At 57.1% G+C, this 24,768-nt stretch carries 23 protein-coding genes; 9 read left to right on the top strand and 14 right to left on the bottom strand.

Features of this window, described 5'->3' with window-relative positions:
- Positions 1–10: 10 nt before the first annotated feature.
- Positions 11–712 (top strand): tRNA (N6-threonylcarbamoyladenosine(37)-N6)-methyltransferase TrmO, encoded by a 702-nt coding sequence (tsaA, locus tag ACJJU9_RS05610; RefSeq protein ID WP_407730223.1) that lies wholly within the window; start codon positions 11–13, stop codon positions 710–712.
- Between the two features lie 113 nt (positions 713–825).
- Here tsaA and fpr read toward each other — a convergent pair whose 3' ends face one another.
- Positions 826–1,605 carry a ferredoxin-NADP reductase gene (gene fpr, locus ACJJU9_RS05605; RefSeq protein ID WP_048369522.1) on the bottom strand — a complete coding sequence of 260 codons (780 nt, stop codon included), beginning with the start codon at positions 1,603–1,605 and terminating at the stop codon, positions 826–828.
- Between the two features lie 117 nt (positions 1,606–1,722).
- On the opposite strand from fpr, the gene ACJJU9_RS05600 reads away from it, so the two are divergent.
- Entirely contained in the window at positions 1,723–2,649 is a 927-nt protein-coding gene (locus ACJJU9_RS05600) for a LysR family transcriptional regulator (protein WP_048369520.1), read from the top strand.
- On the opposite strand, the gene ACJJU9_RS05595 is transcribed toward ACJJU9_RS05600, so the two are convergent.
- From ACJJU9_RS05595 to ACJJU9_RS05585, 3 genes are all read right to left on the bottom strand, one after another.
- Positions 2,646–3,008 carry a diacylglycerol kinase gene (locus ACJJU9_RS05595; RefSeq protein ID WP_048369518.1) on the bottom strand — a complete coding sequence of 121 codons (363 nt, stop codon included), beginning with the start codon at positions 3,006–3,008 and terminating at the stop codon, positions 2,646–2,648. The two genes, ACJJU9_RS05600 and ACJJU9_RS05595, sit on opposite strands and share 4 nt — an antisense overlap.
- Positions 3,009–3,083: 75 nt before the next feature.
- Positions 3,084–3,734 carry a response regulator transcription factor ErdR gene (erdR, locus tag ACJJU9_RS05590; RefSeq protein WP_407730222.1) on the bottom strand — a complete coding sequence of 217 codons (651 nt, stop codon included), beginning with the start codon at positions 3,732–3,734 and terminating at the stop codon, positions 3,084–3,086.
- Between the two features lie 300 nt (positions 3,735–4,034).
- Entirely contained in the window at positions 4,035–4,781 is a 747-nt protein-coding gene (locus ACJJU9_RS05585; RefSeq protein WP_153335699.1) for a tRNA-uridine aminocarboxypropyltransferase, read from the bottom strand.
- A gap of 229 nt (positions 4,782–5,010) precedes the next feature.
- Here ACJJU9_RS05585 and ACJJU9_RS05580 point away from each other — a divergent pair, with 229 nt between their 5' ends.
- Positions 5,011–5,421: a PA3611 family quorum-sensing-regulated virulence factor gene (locus tag ACJJU9_RS05580; protein ID WP_048386563.1), complete on the top strand. Its 411-nt coding sequence runs from the start codon at positions 5,011–5,013 to the stop codon at positions 5,419–5,421.
- 197 nt (positions 5,422–5,618) lie between these two features.
- A complete protein-coding gene (locus ACJJU9_RS05575) occupies positions 5,619–6,728 on the top strand; it encodes a TIGR00730 family Rossman fold protein (protein ID WP_407730221.1) in 1,110 nt (369 codons plus the stop codon).
- 87 nt (positions 6,729–6,815) lie between these two features.
- Here ACJJU9_RS05575 and recX read toward each other — a convergent pair whose 3' ends face one another.
- From recX to ACJJU9_RS05550, 5 genes are all read right to left on the bottom strand, one after another.
- Positions 6,816–7,283 carry a recombination regulator RecX gene (gene recX, locus ACJJU9_RS05570; RefSeq protein WP_048369509.1) on the bottom strand — a complete coding sequence of 156 codons (468 nt, stop codon included), beginning with the start codon at positions 7,281–7,283 and terminating at the stop codon, positions 6,816–6,818.
- 8 nt (positions 7,284–7,291) lie between these two features.
- Positions 7,292–8,404 (bottom strand): recombinase RecA, encoded by a 1,113-nt coding sequence (gene recA / locus ACJJU9_RS05565; RefSeq protein WP_048369508.1) that lies wholly within the window; start codon positions 8,402–8,404, stop codon positions 7,292–7,294.
- 84 nt (positions 8,405–8,488) lie between these two features.
- The gene (locus tag ACJJU9_RS05560; RefSeq protein WP_048369506.1) at positions 8,489–8,989 is read right to left on the bottom strand and encodes a CinA family protein; all 501 of its coding nucleotides are present in this window, start codon (positions 8,987–8,989) and stop codon (positions 8,489–8,491) included.
- A gap of 77 nt (positions 8,990–9,066) precedes the next feature.
- Positions 9,067–9,408 (bottom strand): phage holin family protein, encoded by a 342-nt coding sequence (locus tag ACJJU9_RS05555; RefSeq protein ID WP_048386556.1) that lies wholly within the window; start codon positions 9,406–9,408, stop codon positions 9,067–9,069.
- Between the two features lie 280 nt (positions 9,409–9,688).
- The gene (locus ACJJU9_RS05550; protein WP_407730220.1) at positions 9,689–10,423 is read right to left on the bottom strand and encodes a helix-turn-helix transcriptional regulator; all 735 of its coding nucleotides are present in this window, start codon (positions 10,421–10,423) and stop codon (positions 9,689–9,691) included.
- 192 nt (positions 10,424–10,615) lie between these two features.
- Here ACJJU9_RS05550 and mutS point away from each other — a divergent pair, with 192 nt between their 5' ends.
- Both mutS and fdxA read left to right on the top strand, forming a co-directional pair.
- Positions 10,616–13,195, top strand: coding sequence for a DNA mismatch repair protein MutS (mutS, locus tag ACJJU9_RS05545; RefSeq protein ID WP_407730219.1), 2,580 nt, complete (start codon positions 10,616–10,618; stop codon positions 13,193–13,195).
- A 129-nt stretch (positions 13,196–13,324) separates the two neighbouring features.
- Positions 13,325–13,648, top strand: coding sequence for a ferredoxin FdxA (fdxA, locus tag ACJJU9_RS05540; protein WP_153332387.1), 324 nt, complete (start codon positions 13,325–13,327; stop codon positions 13,646–13,648).
- A gap of 211 nt (positions 13,649–13,859) precedes the next feature.
- Here fdxA and ACJJU9_RS05535 read toward each other — a convergent pair whose 3' ends face one another.
- Positions 13,860–14,510: a TetR family transcriptional regulator gene (locus ACJJU9_RS05535; RefSeq protein ID WP_048386553.1), complete on the bottom strand. Its 651-nt coding sequence runs from the start codon at positions 14,508–14,510 to the stop codon at positions 13,860–13,862.
- A gap of 265 nt (positions 14,511–14,775) precedes the next feature.
- Between ACJJU9_RS05535 and ACJJU9_RS05530 the strand changes: the two genes are divergently transcribed.
- Genes ACJJU9_RS05530 through ACJJU9_RS05520 form a run of 3 tightly spaced genes read left to right on the top strand, consistent with a single transcriptional unit; the run spans position 14,776 to position 20,534 of the window.
- Positions 14,776–15,927: an efflux RND transporter periplasmic adaptor subunit gene (locus ACJJU9_RS05530; RefSeq protein ID WP_048369498.1), complete on the top strand. Its 1,152-nt coding sequence runs from the start codon at positions 14,776–14,778 to the stop codon at positions 15,925–15,927.
- 3 nt (positions 15,928–15,930) lie between these two features.
- Complete coding sequence (locus ACJJU9_RS05525; RefSeq protein ID WP_048369496.1) at positions 15,931–19,086, top strand: efflux RND transporter permease subunit; 3,156 nt, start codon at positions 15,931–15,933, stop codon at positions 19,084–19,086.
- Positions 19,083–20,534, top strand: coding sequence for an AdeC/AdeK/OprM family multidrug efflux complex outer membrane factor (locus ACJJU9_RS05520; RefSeq protein ID WP_048386551.1), 1,452 nt, complete (start codon positions 19,083–19,085; stop codon positions 20,532–20,534). The genes ACJJU9_RS05525 and ACJJU9_RS05520 overlap by 4 nt, the downstream gene beginning before the upstream one ends.
- A gap of 219 nt (positions 20,535–20,753) precedes the next feature.
- On the opposite strand, the gene pcaC is transcribed toward ACJJU9_RS05520, so the two are convergent.
- The 4 genes from pcaC to ACJJU9_RS05500 are packed head-to-tail and all read right to left on the bottom strand — an operon-like array spanning position 20,754 to position 24,664.
- The gene (pcaC, locus tag ACJJU9_RS05515; RefSeq protein ID WP_048369492.1) at positions 20,754–21,146 is read right to left on the bottom strand and encodes a 4-carboxymuconolactone decarboxylase; all 393 of its coding nucleotides are present in this window, start codon (positions 21,144–21,146) and stop codon (positions 20,754–20,756) included.
- 10 nt (positions 21,147–21,156) lie between these two features.
- Entirely contained in the window at positions 21,157–21,957 is an 801-nt protein-coding gene (pcaD, locus tag ACJJU9_RS05510; protein WP_048369863.1) for a 3-oxoadipate enol-lactonase, read from the bottom strand.
- 13 nt (positions 21,958–21,970) lie between these two features.
- The gene (locus ACJJU9_RS05505) at positions 21,971–23,323 is read right to left on the bottom strand and encodes a 3-carboxy-cis,cis-muconate cycloisomerase (protein ID WP_153375100.1); all 1,353 of its coding nucleotides are present in this window, start codon (positions 23,321–23,323) and stop codon (positions 21,971–21,973) included.
- 48 nt (positions 23,324–23,371) lie between these two features.
- Positions 23,372–24,664: an MFS family transporter gene (locus ACJJU9_RS05500; protein ID WP_407730218.1), complete on the bottom strand. Its 1,293-nt coding sequence runs from the start codon at positions 24,662–24,664 to the stop codon at positions 23,372–23,374.
- Between the last annotated feature and the right edge of the window lie 104 nt (positions 24,665–24,768).

Here is a 24,768-nt window from a genome sequence, read left to right as displayed (position 1 = left end):
CGACAAACACATGACCTACACCGTTTCGCCTGTCGGCTTTGTGCGCTCCTGTTTCAAGGAGAAGTTTGCCATCCCGCGACAACCCCAACTGGCACCCGCTGCCCGGGGTGTTCTGGAGCTGGTTGCGCCCTTTGACCAAGGCGATGCCGTGCAAGGCCTTGAGCAGGTCAGTCATGTGTGGCTGTTGTTTGTGTTTCACCAGGCACTGGAAGACAAGCCCCGGCTTAAGGTGCGCCCGCCACGCCTGGGCGGCAATAAGTCCATGGGGGTGTTTGCCACCCGCGCGACTCACCGGCCCAATGGCATCGGCCAGTCAGTGGTCAAACTGGATAAGGTCGAAGCCGGTCGCTTGCACATTTCGGGCATTGACCTGCTCGACGGAACGCCGATTCTCGATATCAAGCCGTATGTGCCCTACGCCGACATTATCAGCAGTGCGAGCAACAGCATGGCCAGCGCGGCGCCGGTGCTGATCCCCGTGCAATGGGCTGACTCAGCGCTGCACGAGGCGCACGCCCATGGGTTGCGCTTGCAGGAACCGTTGGTGGCGCTGATTGAGCAATGCCTGGCGCAAGACCCACGCCCGGCTTACCAAACGCCGACTGCCGAGCGTGAATACGGTGCGCAGTTCTGGGATCTGGATGTGCGCTGGCATTATCCGGAGCCGGGGGTGATTCGTGTGCTTGAGGTTGTTTTAGCCAACAAAGGTTAAGCACCAAAATCAAGGGATCGCGAGGCGAGCTCGCGCCTACAGGTCCTGTCTTCGCGGACAATAAAAAGCCCGCACTACCTTGGGGTAGCGCGGGCTTTTTTGTGCAGCGGCGCTTACTTCTCGACGAAGGCGCGCTCGATCAGGTAATCACCTGGCTCGCGCATGCGTGGCGAAACGGTCAGGCCGAAGCTGTTTAGCACTTCGCTGGTTTCGTCGAGCATGCTTGGGCTGCCGCACAGCATGGCACGGTCGTCCTGCGGGTTGATCGGCGGCAGGCCGATGTCGCTGAACAGTTTGCCGCTGCGCATCAGATCAGTCAGACGCCCCTGGTTTTCAAACGGCTCGCGGGTCACGGTTGGGTAGTAGATCAGCTTGTCACGCAGCGCTTCACCGAAGAATTCGTTCTGCGGCAGGTGCTCGGTGATGAACTCGCGGTACGCAACTTCGTTGACGTAACGCACGCCATGGCACAGGATCACTTTTTCGAAACGCTCGTAGGTTTCCGGGTCCTGAATCACGCTCATGAAAGGAGCCAGGCCAGTGCCCGTACTCAGCAGGTACAGATGCTTGCCAGGCTTCAAGTCGTCCAGCACCAGCGTACCCGTAGGCTTCTTGCTGATGATGATCTCGTCGCCTTCTTTCAAATGCTGCAACTGGGAGGTCAACGGACCATCCGGCACCTTGATGCTGAAGAACTCCAGATGCTCTTCCCAGTTCGGGCTGGCAATGGAGTAGGCGCGCATAAGCGGACGGCCATTGGGCTGTTGCAGGCCGATCATCACGAACTGACCGTTCTCAAAGCGCAGGCCCGGATCACGGGTGCACTTGAAACTGAAAAGGGTGTCGTTCCAGTGGTGAACACTGAGGACACGTTCGTGGTTCATGTTGCTCATGTACGGGGCTCCTAAATTCGCCAGCGCTGACTATGAGCGCAATTGCACAGCATTCTAATGGCGACGACAATATCTGTTAACTGAATTATTAAGATAAGGGTTATCGGTTATATCGATATGCGATTTACTCTCAGACAACTCCAGGTGTTCGTTACCGTCGCCCAACAAGAGAGCGTGTCCCGTGCGGCAGGCTTGTTGGCCCTTTCACAATCGGCAGCCAGTACCTCAATCACCGAACTGGAGCGCCAGACCAGTTGCCAACTATTCGACCGCGCGGGCAAGCGCTTAAGCCTCAACGCCCTGGGTCGGCAGTTATTGCCACAGGCCGTCGCCTTGCTGGACCAGGCCAAGGAAATCGAAGACCTGCTTAACGGCAAGTCCGGCTTTGGCTCACTGACCGTCGGCGCGACCCTGACGATTGGCAATTACCTGGCGACCTTGCTGATCGGCAGCTTCATGCAGGCTCACCCGGAAAGCCAGGTCAAACTGATTGTCCAGAACACCGCTCATATCGTGCAACAAGTTGCTCACTATGAAATTGATCTGGGTCTGATCGAAGGCGACTGCAGCCACCCGGACATCGACGTTCAGAGCTGGGTTGAAGACGAGCTGGTAGTCTTTTGCGCCCCTCAACACCCACTGGCCGCCCGTGGGCATGCCACCCTCGAAGAACTGACCCGCGAAGCCTGGATATTACGTGAGCAAGGGTCGGGCACGCGCCTCACGTTCGATCAAGCCATGCGCCATCATCAAAGCGCGCTTAACATCCGCCTTGAGCTGGAACACACCGAAGCGATCAAGCGGGCCGTTGAGTCCGGCTTGGGCATCGGTTGTATCTCGCGCCTGGCACTGCGTGACGCTTTTCGCCGCGGCAGCTTGGTGGCGGTCGAAACCCCTGACCTGGATCTGGCGCGGCAGTTTTTCTTTATCTGGCACAAGAAGAAGTATCAAACCTCCGCCATGCGCGAATTTCTGGAGCTGTGCCGCGCCTTTACCGCCGGGGTTCAGCGCAGCGACGAAATTGTTCTGCCTGCGATCGCTTAAAGCAGAATCACCGCCCACACCACGGCAATCAGGGTCAGCACGACAAATTGTGCGGCGCTGCCCATGTCCTTGGCGTTCTTTGACAGCGGGTGCAAATCGAGGGAAATTCGATCGATCGCCGCTTCAATGGCTGAGTTAAGCAGCTCGACAATCAACGCCAACAGGCATACCGCTATCAGCAGTGCTCGCTCGACCCGGCTGACATCCAGGAGGAACGTCAGCGGGATCAGCACCACATTGAGCAGCACCAATTGGCGAAATGCCGCCTCACCGGTAAAGGCTGCACGCAAACCGTCCAGCGAGTAACCGCCAGCATTCAAAATCCGTTTAAATCCGGTTTTACCCTTGAAAGGCGACATAGATAGGCAACTGCGTAAAAAATGAGTGGAAAAAACTAAATCAGGCCGCGTCAAAAATGCGTGAAGTTTGACAGTTTAATGGCTCGATATAGATTCGAGTTGTTGCAGCAGCAGTGCGGCCTGAGTGCGGGTACGCACCCCCAATTTGCGGAAAATCGCCGTCACGTGCGCTTTGATCGTCGCTTCCGAAACGCTCAACTCGTAGGCGATCTGCTTGTTCAGCAACCCCTCGCAAACCATGGTCAAAACCCGGAACTGTTGAGGTGTCAGGCTGGCCAGGCCTTCGCTGGCCGCTTTGGCTTCTGCCGAAACCGGCACTTCTTCAAAGGCTTGGGGCGGCCAGGAAACATCGCCATCCAGTACCGTGCGCACAGCGTTTTGAATGGCTTCCATTGAACTGGATTTAGGAATAAAGCCACTGGCGCCAAACTCTCGCGAGCGCACCATGACCGAGGCTTCTTCTTGAGCAGACACCATCACCACCGGGATTTGCGGGTACTGACCGCGCAACAACACCAACCCGGAGAAACCGTAAGCACCTGGCATGTTCAAGTCGAGCAGCACCAGATCCCAACCGGCCTTTATCGCCAGCTGTTTTTCCAGCTCGGCAATACTGGCGACCTCGACCAAGCGAACATCAGAACCCAAACCCAGGGCAACGGCCTGGTGCAAGGCACTGCGAAACAACGGATGGTCATCAGCAATCAGGATGTCGTATGTGGCCATTGTTTAAATGATCCTGTTTATCAGGCGGGCCAGGTTTAAAACCAGAACCCGCTAAGGCAACTCGAGCAACAGTCTAAAAACTGTGCATCAAAGGGCAAGATTTACGCTAAAAGTTAGAACTTATAAGCGTTTGAGCAGCATCTGCCGCCGAATCGGCGCCAAGCATGCCCAGCCAAAACTGTAGGGTCAAGCGTAAACCTGACACCGAGGTCCAGTAACAGCCATTACTGCGCCAGCATTCAAATGGAATGGGGCTAGCCGCTTATTTCGCTTCGAAAATTGTAGCGCTACTTCTTTAGTCTATTGAGCCCGGATCTGAGAAAGGTCTTTTACAAAAAAGCCCAGTTCTTGATGCGCTGTACTGGACTCATTCACCGGCAACTGGTTTTTGGCATCCAGGTAATGCTGGCTGAACACATCAAAGTAGGCATCCAGGGCAGCCGATGCTTGCGTATCGCCAGCCAGATCAAGGCACAAACTGGCCACCTCGGCGGTACACAAATGCTCACTGCGTGTTGAACGGCGCAACCGGTAGCGTGAGAGCTTTTCAGGCAAAAGGCTCAGGATCGGCAAGCCATCCAGATACGGGCTCTTGCGAAAGATCTTGCGCGCTTCAGTCCATGTCGCATCCAGCAGGATAAACAGCGGCCGCTTGCTGTTGTCGGCTTCGACGGTGTGGGTGACTCGCTCAGCCGCCACGTACTCGCCGGGAAACACCAGATAAGGCTGCCACTGCGGATCAGCCAACAATGCCAGCAGGTCTTTATCGGTTTCAGTACGCGACCAGATAAAGGCGAAGTTGTCGCTGACCACGTCCGCGATTAACCAGCCGGTATTACTCGGCTTGAACACTTCCTTTTTAGTCATGAGCAGGCAGACGCCCGCGCGCGTGTTGACCTTTGGCCGCCACCGGCACAAGCAATGGCTTTCAATCACACGGCAGGTATGGCAACGCGGTGCACGAGAGCCACGCGCCAAATAAGGTTTAGTGCTTTCCTCTTCGCGCTCGTCTCGCAAACGGGCTACAGCGTTAGGGGAAAAGGTCATCAAGGTCATGGGTTTTTACATACGCCAGCAACCGCTGATTCGCCACGGTTTGGCGCACAAGCGGATTCAATAGAGAAAGGCGCGCAGTCTACCAGAGGCCGCAGGCCTGCATGCCAAACCATGACCACGGGCATTTCCTGACACACAATGCTGACCTATACTCCTGCGCCACTGAACGCACAGATCGATGGTGGGTCAAAGCCTGCGTCACGTACATCAGGAGAGTTTCATGTTGCGCACTATTATTCCAACCGTAGCCTTAATGCTGGCACTGCCTTTGGGCGCGCAAGCGGCCTCTCTTGCAGAATTCAATCTGAACAAGTCCCTGCAAGCGACCGCAGAAGCCAGCAACGTTGGGAAACCACGGGCTATCAGCCCCGATTTGCTGGACAAAGGCTTCACGGTTGATGGCACCGTACTGATTAACAATTTGGAAGCCAGCCCGAACATGGCCGCTCAACTGCGCTCGGCCCCTGAAGTGGCCGTGCCGCAGTTGGGCCGTAGCGTTTGCAGCGACCCCAACTTCCGCAAACTGTTGGCCCGTGGTGCCACCATGCGCTTCGACATTCGGGAATACCGCACCAACAAGTCTGTACTGACCCAAGACATCCGCGCCGATAACTGCAAGCGCAAAGGCTGATTCCGCGTCTGTTGCACGCCGTTGATAACAATGGCGTGCACCCTCCTCCTCTCCAATTCTTCATTTACATCAGCCAATTAGCGGTTGCCAGCGCCAACAACTCAGGACCATTATCAAGGCATGATGGTGACACGCTGTGTCTTGGGGGCAGCCCCACGTGCGGCGTTTTAAAGGATGTTGTGTTGAAGGAGTAATGCATGCCCGATCAATCCAGTGATTCCCTGCCCCTGTATTTCGAGGGCCAGGGCCTCGACCTCGCTCAACACGTGGACGCGCAGTTGCAGCTTGTCGCACCTGACAGCCCCAACCGGCCGCTGTATCGCGAAATGTTGTTCACTGTTTTGCGTATGGCCCACGATGATCTTGATCGCTGGAACGCCAAGATCATGTTGCAAGCTGTTCGCGAGCTGGAAAAAACCTTCCGTGTACTGCAAACCTTCAAAGGCCGCCGCAAAGTCACAGTCTTCGGATCGGCACGCACTCCGGTAGAACACCCGCTGTATGCACTGGCCCGTGAAGTGGGGGCGACACTGGCACGCGCCGACATGATGGTCATTACCGGAGGCGGGGCCGGCATCATGGGGGCTGCCCATGAAGGCGCGGGGCTTGAGCACAGCCTGGGCTTTAATATCACCCTGCCTTTTGAACAGCGCGCCAACCCGACGATCAATGGCTCTGCCAATCTGCTGGCCTTCCACTTCTTCTTCACCCGCAAGCTGTTTTTCATCAAGGAAGCGGACGCTCTGGTCATGTGCCCTGGTGGCTTTGGCACGCTGGATGAAGCCCTGGAAGTGTTGACGCTGATTCAAACCGGCAAGTCTCCTTTGGTGCCCATCGTGTTGCTGGACATGCCGGGCGGCACCTATTGGAAAAGTGCGCTGGAGTTCGTCCACAACGAGCTGGAAGCCAATCAGTACATTCTGCCTAACGATCTAAAATTGATGCGCTTTGCCTACAGTGCCGAAGAGGCATTGGCTGAGATCAATCAGTTTTATAACAACTTCCATTCAACCCGCTGGCTGAATAAAACGTTCGTTGTGCGCATGAAGTACCCGCTCAATGTGCACGCGCTCGCGCATATCCAAAAAGCATTCGCCGATATCTGCTTGAGTAATGGGTTTTGTCAGTCGCCGGATGACGGCATAGACCATGACGCGTCACTCAACTTATACCGTTTGAGCTTTGCATTCAGTGGGCGTAACCAGGGACGTTTGCGGGAGTTGGTCGACTTTATCAATCTGCCGCAACACTGGGAAATGGCCGACATGGCAGCCACGTCGGCAGAGTGTGAATCGCTGGCGGATTAAGGCTGACGTCAGAGTTGGGTGTCTGGATTAGAAACAGGGCCGCTGCGCGGCCCATCGCAGCCTTCGGCAGCGACTACGGGGTAGTCGCTAGTCATCGAATTCTCGGCCGCTTAATACGCGACCAATCATGTCCATCGTATAACCGCGATAACTCAAGAAGCGGCCTTGGCGGGCACGCTCTTTTGCATCTTCAGGCAACTTGCCTGCAAACTTGCGACGCCAGGTGTCTTCCAGCTGTTCTTGCCAGTTAAAGCCACTTTCGCGCAACGCCTCTTCAATATCGCCACGCGACAAACCGCGCTGTCCAAGCTCTTCGCGAATACGCAAAGGGCCATAGCCAGAGCCTGCACGGTAATTGATATAGCTTTCGAGGTAACGCGACTCCGACAACAGCCCTTCTTCCGTTAAACGGTCGAGGGCGATGTCGATCATGTCGGGGCAAGCTCCGCGCTGACGCAACTTACGTGTCAGCTCGACTCGACCATGCTCGCGTCGCGCGAGCAGGTCCATTGCAGCTCGTCGCACCGCGACGAGGTTATCCAAAACGACAGTCATGAGTTGTATCAGTTATCGTTTTCTGCAGAGTTTTCGAACTCGATTTCTGCCGCTTCTGCTTCTTCAGCAGCCGCTTTGGCAGCCTTGCTCATTTTCGGCATAACTTTCAGCTCGGCCAGCTCGCTGTCAGTTTTTGGGCCCAACAGCTTGGCGCGCAGTTGTTTCTCGAGGGCGTCCTTGATGTCCGGGTTATCGTCCAGGAACTTGGCGGAGTTCGCCTTGCCCTGACCAATTTTGTTGCCGTTGTAGCTGTACCAGGCGCCCGCTTTTTCAACGAAGCCGTGCAATACGCCCAGGTCGATCATCTCACCGTTGAGGTAGATGCCCTTGCCGTAAAGAATCTGGAACTCGGCCTGACGGAATGGCGGTGCCACTTTGTTCTTGACCACTTTGACGCGGGTTTCGCTACCCACCACCACGTCGCCTTCTTTCACGGCACCCGTACGACGGATGTCCAGACGAACAGACGAGTAGAACTTCAGGGCGTTACCACCAGTGGTGGTTTCCGGGCTGCCGAACATTACGCCGATCTTCATACGGATCTGGTTGATGAAGATCACCAGGCAGTTGGCGTTTTTGATGTTACCGGTGATTTTACGCAGTGCTTGCGACATCAAACGGGCTTGCAGGCCCACGTGTGCGTCGCCCATGTCGCCTTCAATTTCAGCTTTAGGGGTCAGCGCGGCCACGGAGTCGATGATGATCACGTCAACGGCGTTGGAGCGCACCAGCATGTCGGTGATTTCCAGTGCCTGCTCGCCCGTATCGGGCTGGGAAACCAGCAGGTCATCTACGTTTACACCCAGCTTGCCCGCATACTCAGGGTCAAGCGCGTGCTCGGCGTCAACGAAGGCACAGGTTGCACCCGCTTTTTGCGCTTGTGCAATCACAGACAACGTCAGGGTGGTTTTACCCGAGGACTCTGGACCGTAGATTTCAACAATACGGCCTTTTGGCAGACCGCCAATGCCCAGCGCGATGTCCAGACCCAGCGAACCTGTAGAGATAGCAGGGATTGGCTGGCGATCTTGATCGCCCATCAACATGACGGCGCCTTTGCCGAATTGACGTTCGATCTGACCCAAGGCCGCAGCCAAGGCTTTCTTCTTGTTGTCGTCCATTAAAGTCCTCTCAAAATCAATAAGGCCATGACGGCCGATAACTGTATAAGTAGCCAGTATTATTCCACAGGGTTAAACGATCGCCTACCCCTGATTTTCTATTTCTCGTACCGTTCGGCGTATTAGGCCTTCCAGCGCCGCAATAACGGTTTGTCGGCGGACCTCATCGCGATCACCCGGGAAGTGCCTGCACTCGGCCGTCACCTCGTCACCAACGCCCCACGCCAGCCAGACCGTGCCTACCGGCTTCTCTGGCGAACCGCCGCCCGGGCCGGCGACGCCACTGACGGCGACAGCAAAGCGTGCATCACTGTGCGCCTGCGCGCCGCGGACCATCGCCTCGACCACTTCACGGCTGACGGCCCCCACTTGAGTAAACAGCGCCTGCGGCACATCAAGCTGCCGGGTCTTTTGCTGATTGGAATAGGTCACAAACCCCGCCTCGAACCAGGCAGAACTGCCGGCGATACGGGTGATGGCTTCTGCAATACCCCCGCCCGTGCACGACTCGGCGGTTGTCACGTGAGCGTTAAGAGTCTGTAGATGGCGCCCAAGTTCAGCCGCCAGTTGAGAGAGTGGATCCATGAGGTTCTCCTGTGGGTACGCCCAAGCGCCATAACCTACACGAGCCGGTGAGCGTTGCAAGGCGATGCCGCCCAAGCCTAGCGTTCGCTACGCGAGTCCGGCGCTGCGCTGTCGACCCCCAGGCGCTTGGCTGCCCAGCGTTGATACACGCTAATTGCAGCATCAGCCCCCGCCAGCGCGGTCAGGCAACCAAAGGCGCCAGCCGCCAGAATCGACATGCCGGCGGCGTACAACAACATAAAGGTGGAAACACCACACACCATGCAAGCACCGGAACGCAACGCCAGCCGCCGGACCAGCAGCCAGCCGCTTGCACCTTCTTTATCAGCGCGCCACATCTCGCCAAAGACGCCGCCCACCAAAGCGAGAAGGATGACCAGCAGCAGCGGCATATCCTGCAATATTTGCGGCTCATTCATCGTGCCATCACTCCTGAATCCTTACTGATAAAAGCCAGTGTCTGGCCTGAGCTGAACAGCGGGCGCGCTGCCCGCCGCGTCGCATCCCTGCGCGAGTCAGATCGGGGAACCGCGATGAGACAAAGACTATGCATGTATGGATATACAGTCAATGCACCAATGCATATATTTGTTTTGAACGCTGCTATCAGCCAGAAAAGGCAACGTGAGCAGTGCGATCATTCTTTCAATAGGCAACAAAAAGCCCACTTAGACGTGGGCTTATTCTTAAAACTGCAGGCTAACGAGCGTACATACCCCACCAGAAGACGTGGCCCAAAATCACCAGTTGCTCATCCTCCAAATCACAGTAGGCATAGTCCTCGTCGGGATACTCATCGCGATTAAAACTACGCAAACGAATGCCACTGGCCACACGATACAGCTGCTTCACGCGCAACTGGCCGTTGTGGTTGAGCGCATACAGGTCACCGTCGATGACCTCTTCAAGTGAGCGCTTGCCGACATTGACGCCCACTGTGGCGCCGTCACGCAGCACCGGAAGCATGCTTTCACCGCGCACCGTCACACACTTTGCCTGGTCAAACTCCACGTCATTGTGGCGCAGGCTGCGCTTGCCGAAACGCAACTTGGCCCGCTCGCTCTCTTCAATGGCAAAACGCCCCGAGCCTGCGGCCAATTCGACCTGGCGCAAGAACGCAATGGACACTTCGTCATCGGCCACGGGGGTGTCGTCATCCCACAACAAGATGTCACGCAACTCAGCATGCCTGGGTGGGCTGTCAGAAAAGCCTGAGCCGGCGCGATCATCTCGCCCCCTCAGACGATCAGTGCTGATGTGGAAGTACTCGGCAATTTTGGAGATATGTCTGTCGGAAGGATCGACAATTTTCCCGCTCAAAATCCGCGAGAGTGTGGACTGCGGGACTCCCGTACTCCGATGCAGCGCCATCGCGCTGATCTGGTGCCGGGCAAGCAGTTCTTTCAAGACCGTTGAAACATTTCGTTTGGACATGCCGGGAATAGTGCTGGCCGTGTTTATAGATGGCAAATGCTATTTCTTCTATTTATAGCAACGCGTCAGCACGCCCGGCACGCACCTGTAGATGCGGGGGGCTGACATGTTAACCTTGCGCCCATTGCGAAACAGCCGCGCCTGACGCCCGCTTTTCACCCACCTTTTAATCGAATCCGCCTAAGCCTTCTCATGAGTAAGAATACTTCCGACCTGTCCTCCCACACGCCGATGATGCAGCAGTACTGGCGCCTCAAAAACCAGCACCCCGACCAGTTGATGTTCTATCGCATGGGCGACTTCTACGAGATCTTCTATGAAGACGCGAAGAAGGCGGCCAAGTTGCTGGACATCACCCTGACGGCTCGCGGGCAGTCGGCCGGGCAGGCGATTCCGATGTGCGGAATTCCTTATCACGCGGCCGAAGGCTACTTGGCCAAGCTGGTCAAGCTGGGCGAGTCGGTGGTGATTTGCGAGCAGATCGGCGACCCGGCAACCAGCAAGGGCCCGGTCGAGCGTCAAGTGGTGCGTATCATCACGCCGGGCACCGTCAGCGATGAGGCGCTGCTGGATGAACGCCGTGACAACCTGATTGCGGCAGTGCTGGGCGATGAGCGTCTGTTTGGCCTGGCGGTGATGGACATCACCAGCGGCAATTTCTCGGTGCTGGAGATTAAAGGCTGGGAAAACCTGTTGGCCGAACTGGAACGCATCAACCCGGTGGAGCTGATGATTCCGGACGACTGGCCGCAAGGCCTGCCTGCCGAAAAACGTCGTGGCGTTCGTCGCCGCGCGCCGTGGGACTTTGAACGTGATTCGGCATTTAAAAGCCTGTGCCAGCAATTTTCGACCCAAGACCTAAAAGGCTTTGGATGCGAGAACCTGACCCTGGCAATTGGTGCTGCCGGTTGCTTGCTCAGCTACGCCAAAGAAACCCAGCGCACCGCCCTGCCGCATTTGCGCAGCCTGCGCCATGAGCGTCTGGATGACACCGTGGTGCTGGATGGCGCCAGCCGTCGCAACCTGGAGCTGGACACCAACCTGGCCGGCGGTCGCGACAACACCTTGCAATCGGTGGTCGACCGTTGCCAGACCTCGATGGGCAGCCGCCTGCTGACCCGCTGGCTGAACCGCCCGCTGCGTGACTTGAGCGTGCTGTTGGCCCGTCAGTCGTCGATTACCTGCCTGCTCGATGGCTATCGCTTTGAGAAACTGCAACCGCAGCTTAAAGAGATCGGCGATCTGGAGCGGATTCTGGCGCGTATCGGCCTGCGCAATGCTCGCCCGCGAGATCTGGCGCGCTTGCGTGATGCCCTGGGCGCGTTGCCTGAGCTGCAAGATGCGATGATCGGCCTCGAAGCCCCACACCTGCAACATCTGGCCACCATCACCAGCACCTACCCGGAACTGGCGGCGTTGCTGGAAAAAGCCATCAATGACAACCCGCCCGCGGTGATCCGTGACGGCGGCGTGCTGAAAACCGGTTATGACGCTGAGCTGGATGAACTGCAATCGCTGAGCGAGAACGCCGGGCAGTTCCTGATTGATCTTGAAGCACGGGAAAAAGCCCGAACCGGCCTGAGCCATCTCAAGGTGGGTTATAACCGCGTGCACGGCTACTTTATCGAGCTGCCGAGCAAACAGGCCGAACAAGCACCTGCTGACTACATTCGCCGGCAAACCCTCAAAGGCGCTGAGCGCTTTATCACGCCTGAGCTAAAAGCCTTCGAAGATAAAGCCCTGTCGGCCAAAAGCCGCGCGCTGGCCCGCGAAAAGATGCTCTACGAAGCGCTGCTGGAAACTCTGATCGGGGAATTGCCGCCCTTGCAGGACACTGCCGCCGCGCTGGCCGAGCTCGATGTGCTGAGCAACCTGGCCGAACGTGCGCTGAACCTGGACTTGAACTGCCCGCGCTTTGTCGACGAGCCGTGCATGCGTATCGAGCAGGGCCGTCACCCGGTGGTCGAGCAAGTGCTGACAACACCGTTTGTGGCCAACGATCTGGCGCTGGATGACAAAACCCGCATGCTGGTGATCACCGGTCCTAACATGGGCGGTAAATCGACCTACATGCGCCAGACCGCATTGATCGTCTTGCTGGCCCATATCGGTAGCTTTGTACCGGCTGCCAGCTGCGAACTGTCACTGGTCGACCGGATCTTCACCCGGATCGGCTCCAGCGATGACCTGGCAGGCGGTCGCTCTACCTTTATGGTGGAAATGAGCGAAACAGCCAATATTCTGCACAACGCGACCGATCGCAGCCTGGTGCTGATGGATGAGGTGGGCCGCGGCACCAGTACCTTCGATGGCTTATCCCTGGCGTGGGCGGCCGCTGAACGCCTCGCTCACTTGCGCGCTTACACCCTGTTTGCCACGCACTACTTTGAGCTGACCGTTCTGCCCGAGAACGAACCGCTGGTCGCCAACGTGCATTTGAGCGCAACCGAACACAATGAACGCATCGTGTTTTTGCACCATGTCTTGCCAGGCCCGGCCAGTCAAAGCTATGGTTTGGCCGTTGCACAATTGGCCGGGGTTCCAGCCAATGTCATCACCCGGGCACGTGAACATTTGAGCCGACTCGAAACGACCAGCCTGCCTCATGAAGTACCGCGACCAGCACCTGGCAAGAAAGCAGTACCGCAGCAAAGCGATCTGTTTGCCAGCCTGCCGCACCCCGTACTGGATGACCTGTCCAAGCTCGATCTGGACAACATGACGCCGCGTAAAGCACTTGATTTGCTCTACACATTAAAGACACGCCTTTAAAAGCTGCTAGAATCGCGCGCGGTTCGGGATGCTACTGCCCTTTTAGCCTGGTCAGTAGATATCACTCCCGAGCCCTGCGAACCCGAACTGTAAGGGCTTCGCTGCCGCCGCCTGAGGAGAAAATTAGAAATGACCTTCGTCGTCACCGACAACTGCATCAAGTGCAAGTACACCGACTGCGTAGAAGTCTGTCCGGTGGACTGCTTCTACGAAGGCCCGAACTTCCTGGTAATTCACCCGGATGAGTGCATTGACTGCGCGCTTTGTGAGCCTGAATGCCCTGCACAAGCCATCTTCTCTGAAGATGAAGTGCCTGCCGGCATGGAACAATTTATTCAGTTGAATGTTGAGCTGGCTGAAATCTGGCCAAACATCACTGAAAAGAAAGACGCTCTGCCGGACGCGGCAGAATGGGATGGCGTGGCAGACAAGATCAAAGATCTCGAACGCTGATTCACGCTGCACCAAAAAGCCCCGGTCTCTTGCGAGTCGGGGCTTTTTGCGTTCAAGGACGATGAGGACAACAGGCCGGTAACAATTACAGTACAAAATACTTAGCTGACTAACTTTAAACCCGCAGCGTAGACATATATAAAGGCCATCTGGTATCAATTCACGCGACGGGTAAAAACTTCACTAGCCTTATGCCTTCAGGCAACTAGACTCAAGCTCTATTGAGCTCCGGGCTGCGCAGGGTAGGACTGAGCCGCAGCATGTCAATGCAGGTGTCGACCCAGATTTCAGCTTGTTTATAGAGCTCAAAACAGTCGGGAACCAGCAGCCATTGCCCAAGAATACCGTCTATATAGGCGTGCAAAGCGATTGCCGCACGGCGGGCATTCAGGTTCGAAGGGAGTTGTTCGCGATGGATTGCATTACTCAGAGTGAGCTCGATCCGGCTGTTACAGTCAACACTTGCCATTTGGCGTTGGCGGCGCAAATCGCACATTTCGTCAGTGAATTCGCACTTATGAAACAAAATCTCATTGATACGCCGCGTTTTCGGATCAGTCGCCACCTGACGAAACAGATGAACCAACAAACTGCGCAAGCAACCCAGCGGATCAAGCTCCTCCTGGCTCTCGCTGGCTTTGGCCAGCTCATCAAGAGGTTCGCGCAGGCTGTCCAGCATGGCCTGAACCAGGTCAGCCTTGTTGCTGAAATGCCAGTAAATGGCACCCCGGGTGACACCCGCCAAGGCGGCGATATCAGCCAGCGTGGTGCGGGCCACCCCTCGTTCATAAAAGGCCTGCTCGGCTGCTTCGAGGATTTTGCTCCGGGTTTCCTGAGCTTCTTCTTTGGTACGACGCACCATAACAATCACAACCTCAATCAGGAGGGTCTGGACAATTTCAGTTCGGTATCCAAACCGGCATCGGGTGGCGTTTGTTCTGCCTTATCCCGGTCTACTACGGACTCAAAAATGGACTCTGGAACGCGGCTTGCGACAGGTTCCCACTGTTTACAAACAGACACGAATGTAAGTATATTCCTTAGCAAGCTCATTATCCACCCGGAACAGCTTTCTATACCCTTCCACTATTCTTGTGCGCTTTCGCGTGCCTGACCCGAGGATCTTCATGCAATTTAAGCCAGCTGTTACCGCTCTGGTTGCTGCCATCACCCTAGCTTCGCTGCTCAGCGGATGTAAGAAGGAAGAGGCAGCACCTGCCCCACAAACCCCTCAGGTCGGCGTCGTGACGCTGAAAACCCAACCATTTACCTTGACTACCGATCTTCCTGGTCGAACGACTTCATACCGTTCGGCAGAAGTTCGCCCTCAAGTAAACGGCATTATCCTTAAGCGCTACTTCAAAGAAGGCAGCGACGTTAAAGAAGGCCAGCAGCTGTATCAAATCGATCCGGCGATCTACGAGAGCAGCGTGCTGAGCGCCAAGGCGACCCTGCAATCGGCCAAATCCCTGGCTGATCGCTACAAGCAACTGGTTGCAGAGCAAGCCGTGAGCCGTCAGGAATACGACAACGCCGAAGCTGCTCGTCTAGAAGCCGAAGCTGCACTGAAAACCGCTCAGGTAAACCTGCGCTACACCAAGGTCCTCGCGCCGCTGTCAGGTCGTATTGGTCGCTCGCTGTTCACTGAAGGCGCACTCGTAACCAGTGGCCAAGCCAATGCATTGGCCGTGATTACTCAACTGGACCCGATTTACGTAGACGTGACCCAGTCCTCGGTAGAGATGCTGGAACTGCGTCGCGACCTGGCAGATGGCCGTCTGAAAAAAGCTGGTGAGAACGCTGCCAAGGTCAAACTGACCCTGCCGGACGGTAGCGAATACCCGCTGGAAGGTCGTCTTGAGTTCACCGAAGTCTCGGTAGACGAGACCACCGGTTCCGTCACCCTGCGTGCGGTGTTCCCGAACCCTGACAGCGTTCTGTTGCCTGGTATGTTCGTTCACGCCCAACTGGAAGCGGGCATCAACAGCGATGCCATTCTGGCCCCGCAGATTGGCGTCACCCACAACGCCAAAGGCGAGCCAACGGCCCTGATCGTCGGTCCGGACAACAAAGTTGAGCTGCGTGTGTTGCAAGCAACGCGCACGGTTGGCAGCGACTGGCTGGTAGAAAAAGGCCTGAACGCCGGTGACCGTCTGATTACTGACGGCCTGCAGTACGTCCGTCCAGGCGCTGAAGTCAAAATCATGGACAAGACTCCAGGCGCAACCCCGGCATCGGCCCCGGCCACTGATAAAGCTTCGGGCAGTAAAGGGGAATAAACCATGTCGAAATTTTTTATCGACCGTCCAATTTTCGCCTGGGTAATAGCCCTGGTGATCATGCTGGTCGGGGCTTTATCGATCCTCAAGCTGCCGATAAACCAGTACCCGAGCATCGCACCACCGGCCATCTCGATTTCCGTGACCTATCCGGGTGCTTCGGCACAAACCGTACAGGACACCGTGGTTCAGGTGATCGAGCAGCAACTTAACGGTATTGACCACCTGCGTTACGTGTCATCGGAAAGTAACTCCGACGGCAGCATGACCATTACCGTAACGTTCGACCAGGGTACCAACCCTGACACCGCTCAGGTCCAGGTGCAGAACAAGCTGAACCTGGCCACCCCGCTGCTGCCGCAAGAAGTGCAGCAGCAGGGTATCCGGGTGACCAAGGCAGTGAAAAACTTCCTGATGGTAGTCGGCGTGGTGTCCACCGACGGCAGCATGAACAAGGACGACTTGTCGAACTACATCGTCTCCAACATGCAAGACCCGCTGTCGCGGACGGCAGGCGTGGGTGACTTCCAGGTGTTCGGTGCTCAGTACGCCATGCGTATCTGGCTGGACCCGGCCAAGTTGAACAAGTACAACCTGACCCCGGTGGATGTTAAATCCGCGATCTCGGCGCAGAACGTACAGGTGTCTTCCGGTCAACTGGGTGGTCTGCCTGCGCTGAAAGGCCAGGAGCTGAACGCAACGATCATTGGCAAAACCCGCCTGCAAACCGCAGACGAGTTTAAAAAGATCCTGCTGAAAGTGAACACCGACGGCTCTCAGGTTCGTCTGGGTGATGTCTCCGAAGTGGGCCTGGGCGGTGAGAACTACAGCATCAGCGCCCAGTACAACGGCAAGCCATCTTCCGGTATTGCAATCAAGCTGGCGTCTGACGCTAACGCCTTGGACACAGCCAAAGCTGTTCGCAAAACCATTACTGACCTGGAACCCTTCTTCCCGCCAGGGATGGAAGTCGTATTCCCGTATGACACCACTCCAGTGATCTCGGCCTCCATCAAAGGGGTTGTTGAAACACTGGTAGAAGCTGTCGTGCTGGTGTTCCTGGTGATGTTCCTGTTCCTGCAAAACTTCCGCGCCACCATCATCACCACGATGACAGTACCGGTTGTATTGCTGGGTACCTTCGGGATCCTCGCCGCTGCAGGCTTCAGCATTAACACCCTGACCATGTTCGGTATGGTCCTGGCCATCGGCTTGCTGGTGGACGATGCCATCGTTGTGGTGGAAAACGTCGAGCGGGTAATGGCCGAGGAAGGCCTGCCGCCCAAAGAAGCCACCAAGAAGTCCATGGGCCAGATCCAGGGCGCTCTGGTGGGTATTGCCCTTGTACTGTCGGCGGTATTGCTGCCGATGGCGTTCTTCGGCGGCTCCACCGGTGTGATCTACCGTCAGTTCTCGATCACCATCGTATCGGCCATGGCCCTGTCGGTTGTGGTCGCCTTGGTGTTCACCCCGGCTCTGTGTGCCACGATGCTCAAACCGATCACCAAGGGTGATCACGGTCAGAACAAGCGTGGGTTCTTCGGCTGGTTCAACCGTACCTTTGACAGCGGCGTACGCGGCTACGAAAAAAGCGTAGGCAGCATTCTGCGCCACAAAGCACCGTACCTGCTGGCCTATGTCCTGATCGTTGTGGGCATGGTGTTCCTGTTTACCCGCATTCCGACCTCCTTCCTTCCGGAAGAAGACCAGGGTGTACTCTTTGCTCAGGTTCAAACCCCACCGGGTACCTCAGCCGAGCGAACTCAGGAAGTCATCGACCGGATGCGTGAATACCTGCTGACCGATGAAACATCGGCGGTGTCTTCGGTATTTACCGTGAACGGCTTCAACTTCGCAGGTCGCGGCCAAAGTTCGGGTCTGGCATTTATCATGCTCAAACCGTGGGGCGAGCGTGATGCCGACAACAGCGTGTTTGCGCTGGCAGCACGTGCCCAGAAGCACTTCTTCACTTTCCGCGATGCAATGGTGTTTGCATTTGCTCCGCCAGCGGTCATGGAGTTGGGTAACGCCACCGGCTTTGACTTTTTCCTTCAAGACCAGGCAGGCATTGGCCACGAGAAATTGCTGGAAGCGCGTAACCAGTTCCTCGGTATGGCTTCGCAAAGCAAAGTGCTGGCGGGTGTGCGTCCAAACGGCCTGAACGACGAACCTCAGTACAAACTGATCATCGACGATGAAGCCGCACAAGCGCTGGGCGTGAGCCTGGCGGACCTTAACAGCACGCTGTCTATCGCGCTGGGTGCCAGCTACGTCAACGACTTCATCGACCACGGCCGGGTGAAAAAGGTGTTCCTGCAAGGTACCGCCTCCTCCCGTATGAGCCCGGAAGACCTGAAGAAGTGGTACGTGCGTAACGATCAGGGAACCATGGTGCCGTTCTCGGCCTTTGCCAAGGGCGAGTGGATTTACGGCTCACCCAAGCTGTCGCGTTATAACGGCGTAGAAGCCATGGAAATTCTGGGTACACCGGCACCGGGCTACAGCAGTGGTGAGGCCATGGCCGAGGTTGAAGCCCTCGCCAAGAAACTCCCGGCAGGTGTGGGTATTTCCTGGACAGGTCTGTCTTACGAGGAACGTTTGTCGGGCTCGCAAGCCCCTGCCTTGTACGCGATTTCCTTGCTGATGGTCTTCCTGTGTCTTGCCGCACTGTATGAAAGCTGGTCGATTCCGATCGCGGTCATGCTTGTTGTACCGCTGGGGATTATTGGTGCGCTGCTGGCTACCAGCCTGCGTGGCCTGTCCAACGACGTGTACTTCCAGGTAGGTCTATTGACGACAATCGGTCTGGCAGCGAAAAACGCCATTCTGATCGTCGAATTTGCCAAGGAGCTGCATGAACAAGGGCGTAGTCTGTACGATGCCGCGATTGAAGCGTGCCGGATGCGTCTGCGACCGATCATCATGACGTCCCTGGCGTTCATCCTCGGTGTTGTGCCCCTGGCCATCTCCCACGGCGCAGGCTCGGGCAGCCAGCACGCCATTGGTACAGGTGTTATCGGCGGTATGCTGAGTGCGACCCTGCTGGCTATTTTCTGGGTGCCGCTGTTCTTTGTTGCCGTCTCCTCGATTGGCAATAAAAAAGACACTGAGCAAAAAGAAGAACTGACTAACACTCCAAACAAAGAGGCTGGCCAATGAGCAAGTCGCTTCTCGCAGTAGCGGTTGCAGCGTTTACGCTGAGTGGCTGCTCGCTGATACCGGACTACCAGCGCCCTGAAGCGCCGATAGCCGCGCAATACCCGCAGGGCCCGGCCTACTCGCCGAACGAGGCGCCAAACCAGGCCGCTGCAGAACAAGGCTGGCGTCAGTTTTTCCATGACCCTGCCCTGCAACAGCTGATCCAGACAGCGCTGGTCAACAACCGCGACCTTCGGGTCGCGGCGCTGAACATCGACGCCTATGCCGCGCAGTACCGCATCCAGCGTGCGGACCTGTTCCCGGCGGTGACCGCAGATGCCAGCGGCAGCCGTCAACGCACCCCGGCGCGCATGTCGCAAACCGGCAAGGCGGGCATTACCAGCCAATACTCCGCGACCCTTGGGGTCAGTGCGTATGAGCTGGACTTGTTCGGGCGTATCCGCAGCCTGAGCGATCAGGCTCTGGAAAACTACTTCGCCACCGAAGAAGCCCGCCGTTCCACCCAGATCAGTCTGGTGGCCAACGTTGCGACCGCTTACCTGACCTGGCAAGCGGACAAAGAGCTGCTCAAGCTGACTGAAGACACCCTCAAGGCGTTCGATGAAAGCTACAAGCTGACCCTGCGTAGCAACGAAGTGGGCGTAGCCTCGGCACTGGAGCTCAGCCAGTCGCGCACCTCAGTGGAAAACGCCAAAGTTCAATTGGCCAAGTACACCCGTCAGGTCGCCCAGGATGAAAACAGCCTGGCCCTGCTGCTCGGCACTGGTATTCCGGACAATCTACCGACAGCCAAACCGCTGTCGGCAGATTTGCTGACCCAAATGCCAGCGGGCTTGCCGTCTGACTTGCTGCAACGTCGCCCCGACATCCTTCAGGCCGAGCACCAATTGTTGGCGGCCAACGCCAACATTGGTGCCGCACGCGCCGCGTTCTTCCCGAGCATCAGCCTCACCGCCAATGCCGGGACCTTGAGCCCAGACCTCTCGGGTCTGTTCAAGGGCGGTTCGGGCACCTGGCTGTTCTCGCCGCAGATCAACCTGCCGATTTTCAACGCAGGCGCTCTGCGCGCGAGCCTGGACTACTCGAAAATCCAGAAGGAAATCACCGTCTCGCAATACGAGAAGGCGATCCAGACGGCATTCCAGGAAGTCTCTGACGGCCTCGCAGCACGTCAAACCTACAACCAGCAGTTGCAGGCGCAAGCCGATTTCGTTAACGCCAACCAGGACTATTACCGTCTGGCTGAGCGCCGTTATCGGATTGGTGTCGACAGCAACCTGACCTTCCTTGATGCACAGCGCTCGTTGTTCAGCGCGCAGCAGGCGTTGATCACCGATCGCCTGTCGCAGCTGACCAGCGAAGTCACACTGTACAAGGCGCTGGGCGGTGGCTGGTACGAGCAGACCGGGCAAAACCGGCCTGTATCGGACAAGCCGCCAAAGGCTTGATAGCGACCCGATAAAACAAAAAACCCGCCAATTGGCGGGTTTTTTGTTGGTCACTGACTGTAGGAGCGAGCTTGCCTCGCGATCTTTAAAGTCAAGATCCCCCTCACCCTAGCCCTCTCCCGAAGGAGAGGGAACCGATTGGGGGATGCTAAAGATAGTCGGTGGCCTGTTTGCTGCGCGACAACGCGGCGTCGTAGACGGGGCAGCAATTCCCACAAATTATTCCCGGGACTCGACGCCCAACTCGTCCCACACCGACTCTGCCAAATGGAAGGTCGCATTGGCTGCCGGAATACCGCAGTAGATCGCGCTCTGCATGATCACTTCTTTGATCTCTGCACGGGTCACGCCATTGTTGGCCGCGGCGCGCAGGTGCAGTTTGAGTTCTTCACTGCGGTTCATGCCGATCAACATCGCAATGGTTATCAGGCTACGGGTATGACGTGGCAATCCCGGCCGCGTCCAGATATCACCCCATGCATGGCGGGTGATCATTTCCTGGAACTCGCTGTTGAACTCGGTCAGGGCGTTCAGGCTGCGGTCGACGTGTGCATCGCCCAGCACGGCGCGGCGTACGCCCATGCCTTCTTCATAACGTTGTTTCTCGTCCACAAAACGCTCCTTAAACCGCTTGTTGGGCTAACAAAAAGGCCAGCACCCGCTGGCTGAACGCATCACCGGCCTGCACGTTGGACAAGTGCGCCGCGTAGAACTCTGCGTATTCGGCACCGGCTACGTGTTCCTGAATGAAATGGCTGCCCGAAGGCGGCGTCACGGCGTCTTCGGTGCCTGCAATCACCAGCGTCGGCACGCGAATCGCGCCGAGCTGATCACGAAAATCGGCATCACGCACCGCCGCGCAGTTGGCGGCATAACCCTGCGGCGAGGTGGCCGCCAGCATGTCAGTAATGCGTTTGGCTTGATCCGGGTGGGCCTGGGCGTAGTCTGCGGTAAACCAGCGGGCAATCGAGGCATCACGCAATCCGGCCATTGCCTCTGCACCGTCACGCAACACCGTTTCAATCCGCGGGTTCCACACCGACGGCTCACCGATCTTGGCCGCGGTGTTGCAAACTACCAGTGAATTCAGGCGTGAACCGGCATGAATGCCCAACCACTGGCCAATCAGGCCACCCATCGACAGGCCGCAAAAATGCGCGCGCTCAATATGCAGCGCATCGAGTAACGCCAGTACATCGCCGCCCAACTGCTCAATGCTGTACGGGCCTTCGGTCACCAGCGACTGGCCATGGCCACGGGTGTCGTATCGCAGTACCTGAAAATGCTCCGCGAACGCCGGAACTTGCGTTGCCCACATGCCCAGGTCCGTGCCCAATGAGTTGGACAACACCAACACCGGGGCGCCTTTCGGGCCATCGAGTTGGTAGTTGAGTTCACCTTCTGCCAGTTGTACACGCCCCACGACCATCTCCTTTTTAGACTGCCAACGCAAAATGTTCAGCCCGTGCCCGCTCGACCCACGTCGTCGCTTGCCCCAGGTAATGAGCAGGATCGAGCAAGCGATCCAGTTCGGCTGCCGATAACTGCGCGGTAATCTCGGGCTCATCGCCCAAGACCGCACGCAGATGCCGATGCTCGGCTACGGCCCGCTTACAGCATTGCTCCAACAGGTGATGCGCGGTTTCGCGCCCCACTCGCTGCGCCAATTCAATACTCACGGCTTCGGCCAATACCAGGCCGTGGGTCAAATCGAGGTTTTGCGCCATGCGCTGGGCATCCACTTCCAGCCCTTGGGCAATATTGAGGGCTTGAGCCAACGCGCCTGCCACCAAACAGCAAATCTGCGGGAGGGTTTCCCACTCGGCATGCCACAAGCCCAAACTGCGCTCGTGCTCTTGTGGCATAGCGCTGAACAAGGTGCTGAGCAGGCCAGGAACTCGCGTCGCCGCGCTGATCAATACGGCAGAACCCACCGGATTGCGCTTGTGCGGCATGGTCGAGGACCCGCCCTTGCCCGGCGCAGAAGGCTCGAAGACTTCCGCCGCTTCGGTCTGCATAAGCAAACTGATGTCGCGGCCCATCTTGCCCAGGCTACCTGCAACCATCCCCAGTACCGCGCCAAACTCCACCAGACGGTCACGCTGGGTGTGCCAAGGTTGGTCGGGCAGCGCGAGCTTCAACTCAGCGGCCAAAGCGTGCGCCACGGGTAAGGCTTGATCGCCCAGCGCGGCCAAAGTGCCCGAAGCACCGCCAAACTGCAGGCTCAGCAAACGCGGTTTTAACGCTTGAAGCCGCTGACGGCTGCGCGTAACGGCGCCCAGCCAACCGGCGATTTTCATGCCCAAGGTCACAGGCGTTGCTTGCTGCAACCAGGTGCGACCCGCCAAAGGCGTGGTGGCGTAGCGCTGGGCCTGTTGCGCGAGGACTTCGCCCAACTGCTGCAAATCCTGCTCGATCAGTTCGAGAGCGGCACGCAGTTGCAGCACTAGCCCGCTGTCCATTACGTCCTGGCTGGTGGCGCCTAGGTGCACATAACGCTCGGCCTCGGGGCTGACGCTGGCAATCTGCTTGCCGAGCGCTTTCACCAACGGGATGGCCGAGTTGCCAGCGCTGGCAATGGCCAGCCCCAAGGCTTCAAAGTCGTAGAGTTCGGCGCGGCAAGCCGCTTCAATCGGTGCAACTGCTGACGACGGAATCAGCCCTGTGCTGGCTTGAGCCCGAGCCAGGGCGGCCTCAAAGTCGAGCATGGCTTGAACCCGGCCATGGTCACAAAACACCGCACCCATAGCCTTGCCCGTGAAATAGGCATCGAACAGTTGGTTACTCATAAACCTTCCTTTGCAGGCGCGCGCCGAACATCGGCGCGCGCAAACTCATCACATATCGTGATGCAGGTATTTGGGCTGCTTCGGCAAACGGAAACTGAACAGGAAGGCGATGGCCATCATGACCGTCACGTACCAGTAAAAGGTGTTTTCCATGCCCATGGACTTCAGGCCCAAGGCCACATATTCCGCCGAACCGCCAAACACTGCGTTAGCCACGGCGTAGGCCAGCCCTACTCCCAACGCCCGCACCTGTGGCGGGAACATCTCGGCCTTAACCAAACCGCTGATCGAGGTGTAGAAGCTGACAATCGCCAGCGCCAGGGTGATCAACACAAAGGCCAAAAACGGGCTGGTAATGGTTTTCAGGCTGAGCAAAATCGGCACCGTGCACAATGTGCCCAAGGCGCCAAACCAGAGCATCGAATTTCGACGGCCGATTTTGTCCGCGAGCATGCCGAACAACGGCTGCATGCACATATAAAGGAAGAGCGCGCCGGTCATGATGTAACTGGCGGTTTTGGCGTGCATCCCGGCGGTGTTCACCAGGTATTTCTGCATGTACGTGGTAAAGGTGTAGAAAATCAGCGAGCCGCCAGCGGTGTAGCCGAGCACGGTGATAAACGCAGCTTTATGGTCACGAAACAGCGCCGCAATGCTACCGGCGTCTTTGTCATTACGGGATTCAGCGCTGGTGGTCTCTTCCAGGGAACGACGCAACAACAGCGAAATAACGGCTGCGATGGCACCAATCACAAACGGGATGCGCCAGCCCCATGCGCGCAGTTCCTCATCTGACAAAATCTGCTGGAGAATCACCACCACCAGCACTGCCAGCAACTGCCCGCCGATCAACGTGACGTATTGGAACGAGGCAAAGAAACCACGCTGCCCCTTGAGGGCAACCTCACTCATGTAAGTGGCCGTGGTGCCATATTCACCACCCACCGACAGGCCCTGGAACAACCGCGCCATCAAGAGTAATGCGGGCGCCCACGCACCAATCGAGGCGTAGGTCGGCAAAAAGGCGATGACCAATGAACCGGCGCACATCATCATCACCGCGATCATCATTGAGTTCTTGCGCCCGTGCTTGTCGGCCACCCGACCAAACAGCCAGCCACCGATAGGACGCATCAAGAAGCCCGCCGCAAATACACCGGCCGTGTTCAGCAGTTGTACCGTCGGGTCATCGGAGGGGAAAAAAGCTGGCGCAAAGTAGATTGCACAGAACGCGTAAACGTAAAAATCGAACCATTCGACCAGGTTGCCCGAGGAGGCACCGACAATCGCGAAGATCCTTTTTTTACGTTCTTCTCCTGTGTAGTGAGTGTCTGTTGTCATGATTTTAGACTCATCTGGTTAGTTATTTTCAGACATACCTTGCAACAAGTACCCTGCAACCACAATGCGCCAAACGATTGAGTCCTTAATCGCATGGCGCATCG

Origin of the sequence: Pseudomonas helleri, assembly GCF_045830615.1 — a bacterium.
GTDB classification, from domain to species: domain Bacteria; phylum Pseudomonadota; class Gammaproteobacteria; order Pseudomonadales; family Pseudomonadaceae; genus Aquipseudomonas; species Aquipseudomonas helleri.
Note: the sequence above shows the minus strand (reverse complement) of the source record. Positions and strands in the feature narration are given on the sequence as shown.

Excerpts from the sequence above, each read along its gene's own strand:
- ACJJU9_RS05575 (WP_407730221.1), top strand. The coding sequence starts at position 5,619 with ATGCCCGATCAATCCAGTGATTCCCTGCCCCTGTATTTCGAGGGCCAG.
- mutS (WP_407730219.1), top strand. The coding sequence starts at position 10,616 with ATGAGTAAGAATACTTCCGACCTGTCCTCCCACACGCCGATGATGCAG.
- ACJJU9_RS05550 (WP_407730220.1), bottom strand. The coding sequence starts at position 10,423 with ATGTCCAAACGAAATGTTTCAACGGTCTTGAAAGAACTGCTTGCCCGG.
- ACJJU9_RS05525 (WP_048369496.1), top strand. The coding sequence starts at position 15,931 with ATGTCGAAATTTTTTATCGACCGTCCAATTTTCGCCTGGGTAATAGCC.
- erdR (WP_407730222.1), bottom strand. The coding sequence starts at position 3,734 with ATGGCCACATACGACATCCTGATTGCTGATGACCATCCGTTGTTTCGC.
- tsaA (WP_407730223.1), top strand. The coding sequence starts at position 11 with ATGACCTACACCGTTTCGCCTGTCGGCTTTGTGCGCTCCTGTTTCAAG.
- ACJJU9_RS05505 (WP_153375100.1), bottom strand. The coding sequence starts at position 23,323 with ATGAGTAACCAACTGTTCGATGCCTATTTCACGGGCAAGGCTATGGGT.
- ACJJU9_RS05535 (WP_048386553.1), bottom strand. The coding sequence starts at position 14,510 with ATGGTGCGTCGTACCAAAGAAGAAGCTCAGGAAACCCGGAGCAAAATC.
- recA (WP_048369508.1), bottom strand. The coding sequence starts at position 8,404 with ATGGACGACAACAAGAAGAAAGCCTTGGCTGCGGCCTTGGGTCAGATC.
- ACJJU9_RS05600 (WP_048369520.1), top strand. The coding sequence starts at position 1,723 with ATGCGATTTACTCTCAGACAACTCCAGGTGTTCGTTACCGTCGCCCAA.
- ACJJU9_RS05580 (WP_048386563.1), top strand. The coding sequence starts at position 5,011 with ATGTTGCGCACTATTATTCCAACCGTAGCCTTAATGCTGGCACTGCCT.
- ACJJU9_RS05520 (WP_048386551.1), top strand. The coding sequence starts at position 19,083 with ATGAGCAAGTCGCTTCTCGCAGTAGCGGTTGCAGCGTTTACGCTGAGT.
- fpr (WP_048369522.1), bottom strand. The coding sequence starts at position 1,605 with ATGAGCAACATGAACCACGAACGTGTCCTCAGTGTTCACCACTGGAAC.
- ACJJU9_RS05500 (WP_407730218.1), bottom strand. The coding sequence starts at position 24,664 with ATGACAACAGACACTCACTACACAGGAGAAGAACGTAAAAAAAGGATC.
- ACJJU9_RS05595 (WP_048369518.1), bottom strand. The coding sequence starts at position 3,008 with ATGTCGCCTTTCAAGGGTAAAACCGGATTTAAACGGATTTTGAATGCT.
- ACJJU9_RS05560 (WP_048369506.1), bottom strand. The coding sequence starts at position 8,989 with ATGGATCCACTCTCTCAACTGGCGGCTGAACTTGGGCGCCATCTACAG.
- fdxA (WP_153332387.1), top strand. The coding sequence starts at position 13,325 with ATGACCTTCGTCGTCACCGACAACTGCATCAAGTGCAAGTACACCGAC.
- ACJJU9_RS05555 (WP_048386556.1), bottom strand. The coding sequence starts at position 9,408 with ATGAATGAGCCGCAAATATTGCAGGATATGCCGCTGCTGCTGGTCATC.
- ACJJU9_RS05530 (WP_048369498.1), top strand. The coding sequence starts at position 14,776 with ATGCAATTTAAGCCAGCTGTTACCGCTCTGGTTGCTGCCATCACCCTA.
- ACJJU9_RS05585 (WP_153335699.1), bottom strand. The coding sequence starts at position 4,781 with ATGACCTTTTCCCCTAACGCTGTAGCCCGTTTGCGAGACGAGCGCGAA.
- recX (WP_048369509.1), bottom strand. The coding sequence starts at position 7,283 with ATGACTGTCGTTTTGGATAACCTCGTCGCGGTGCGACGAGCTGCAATG.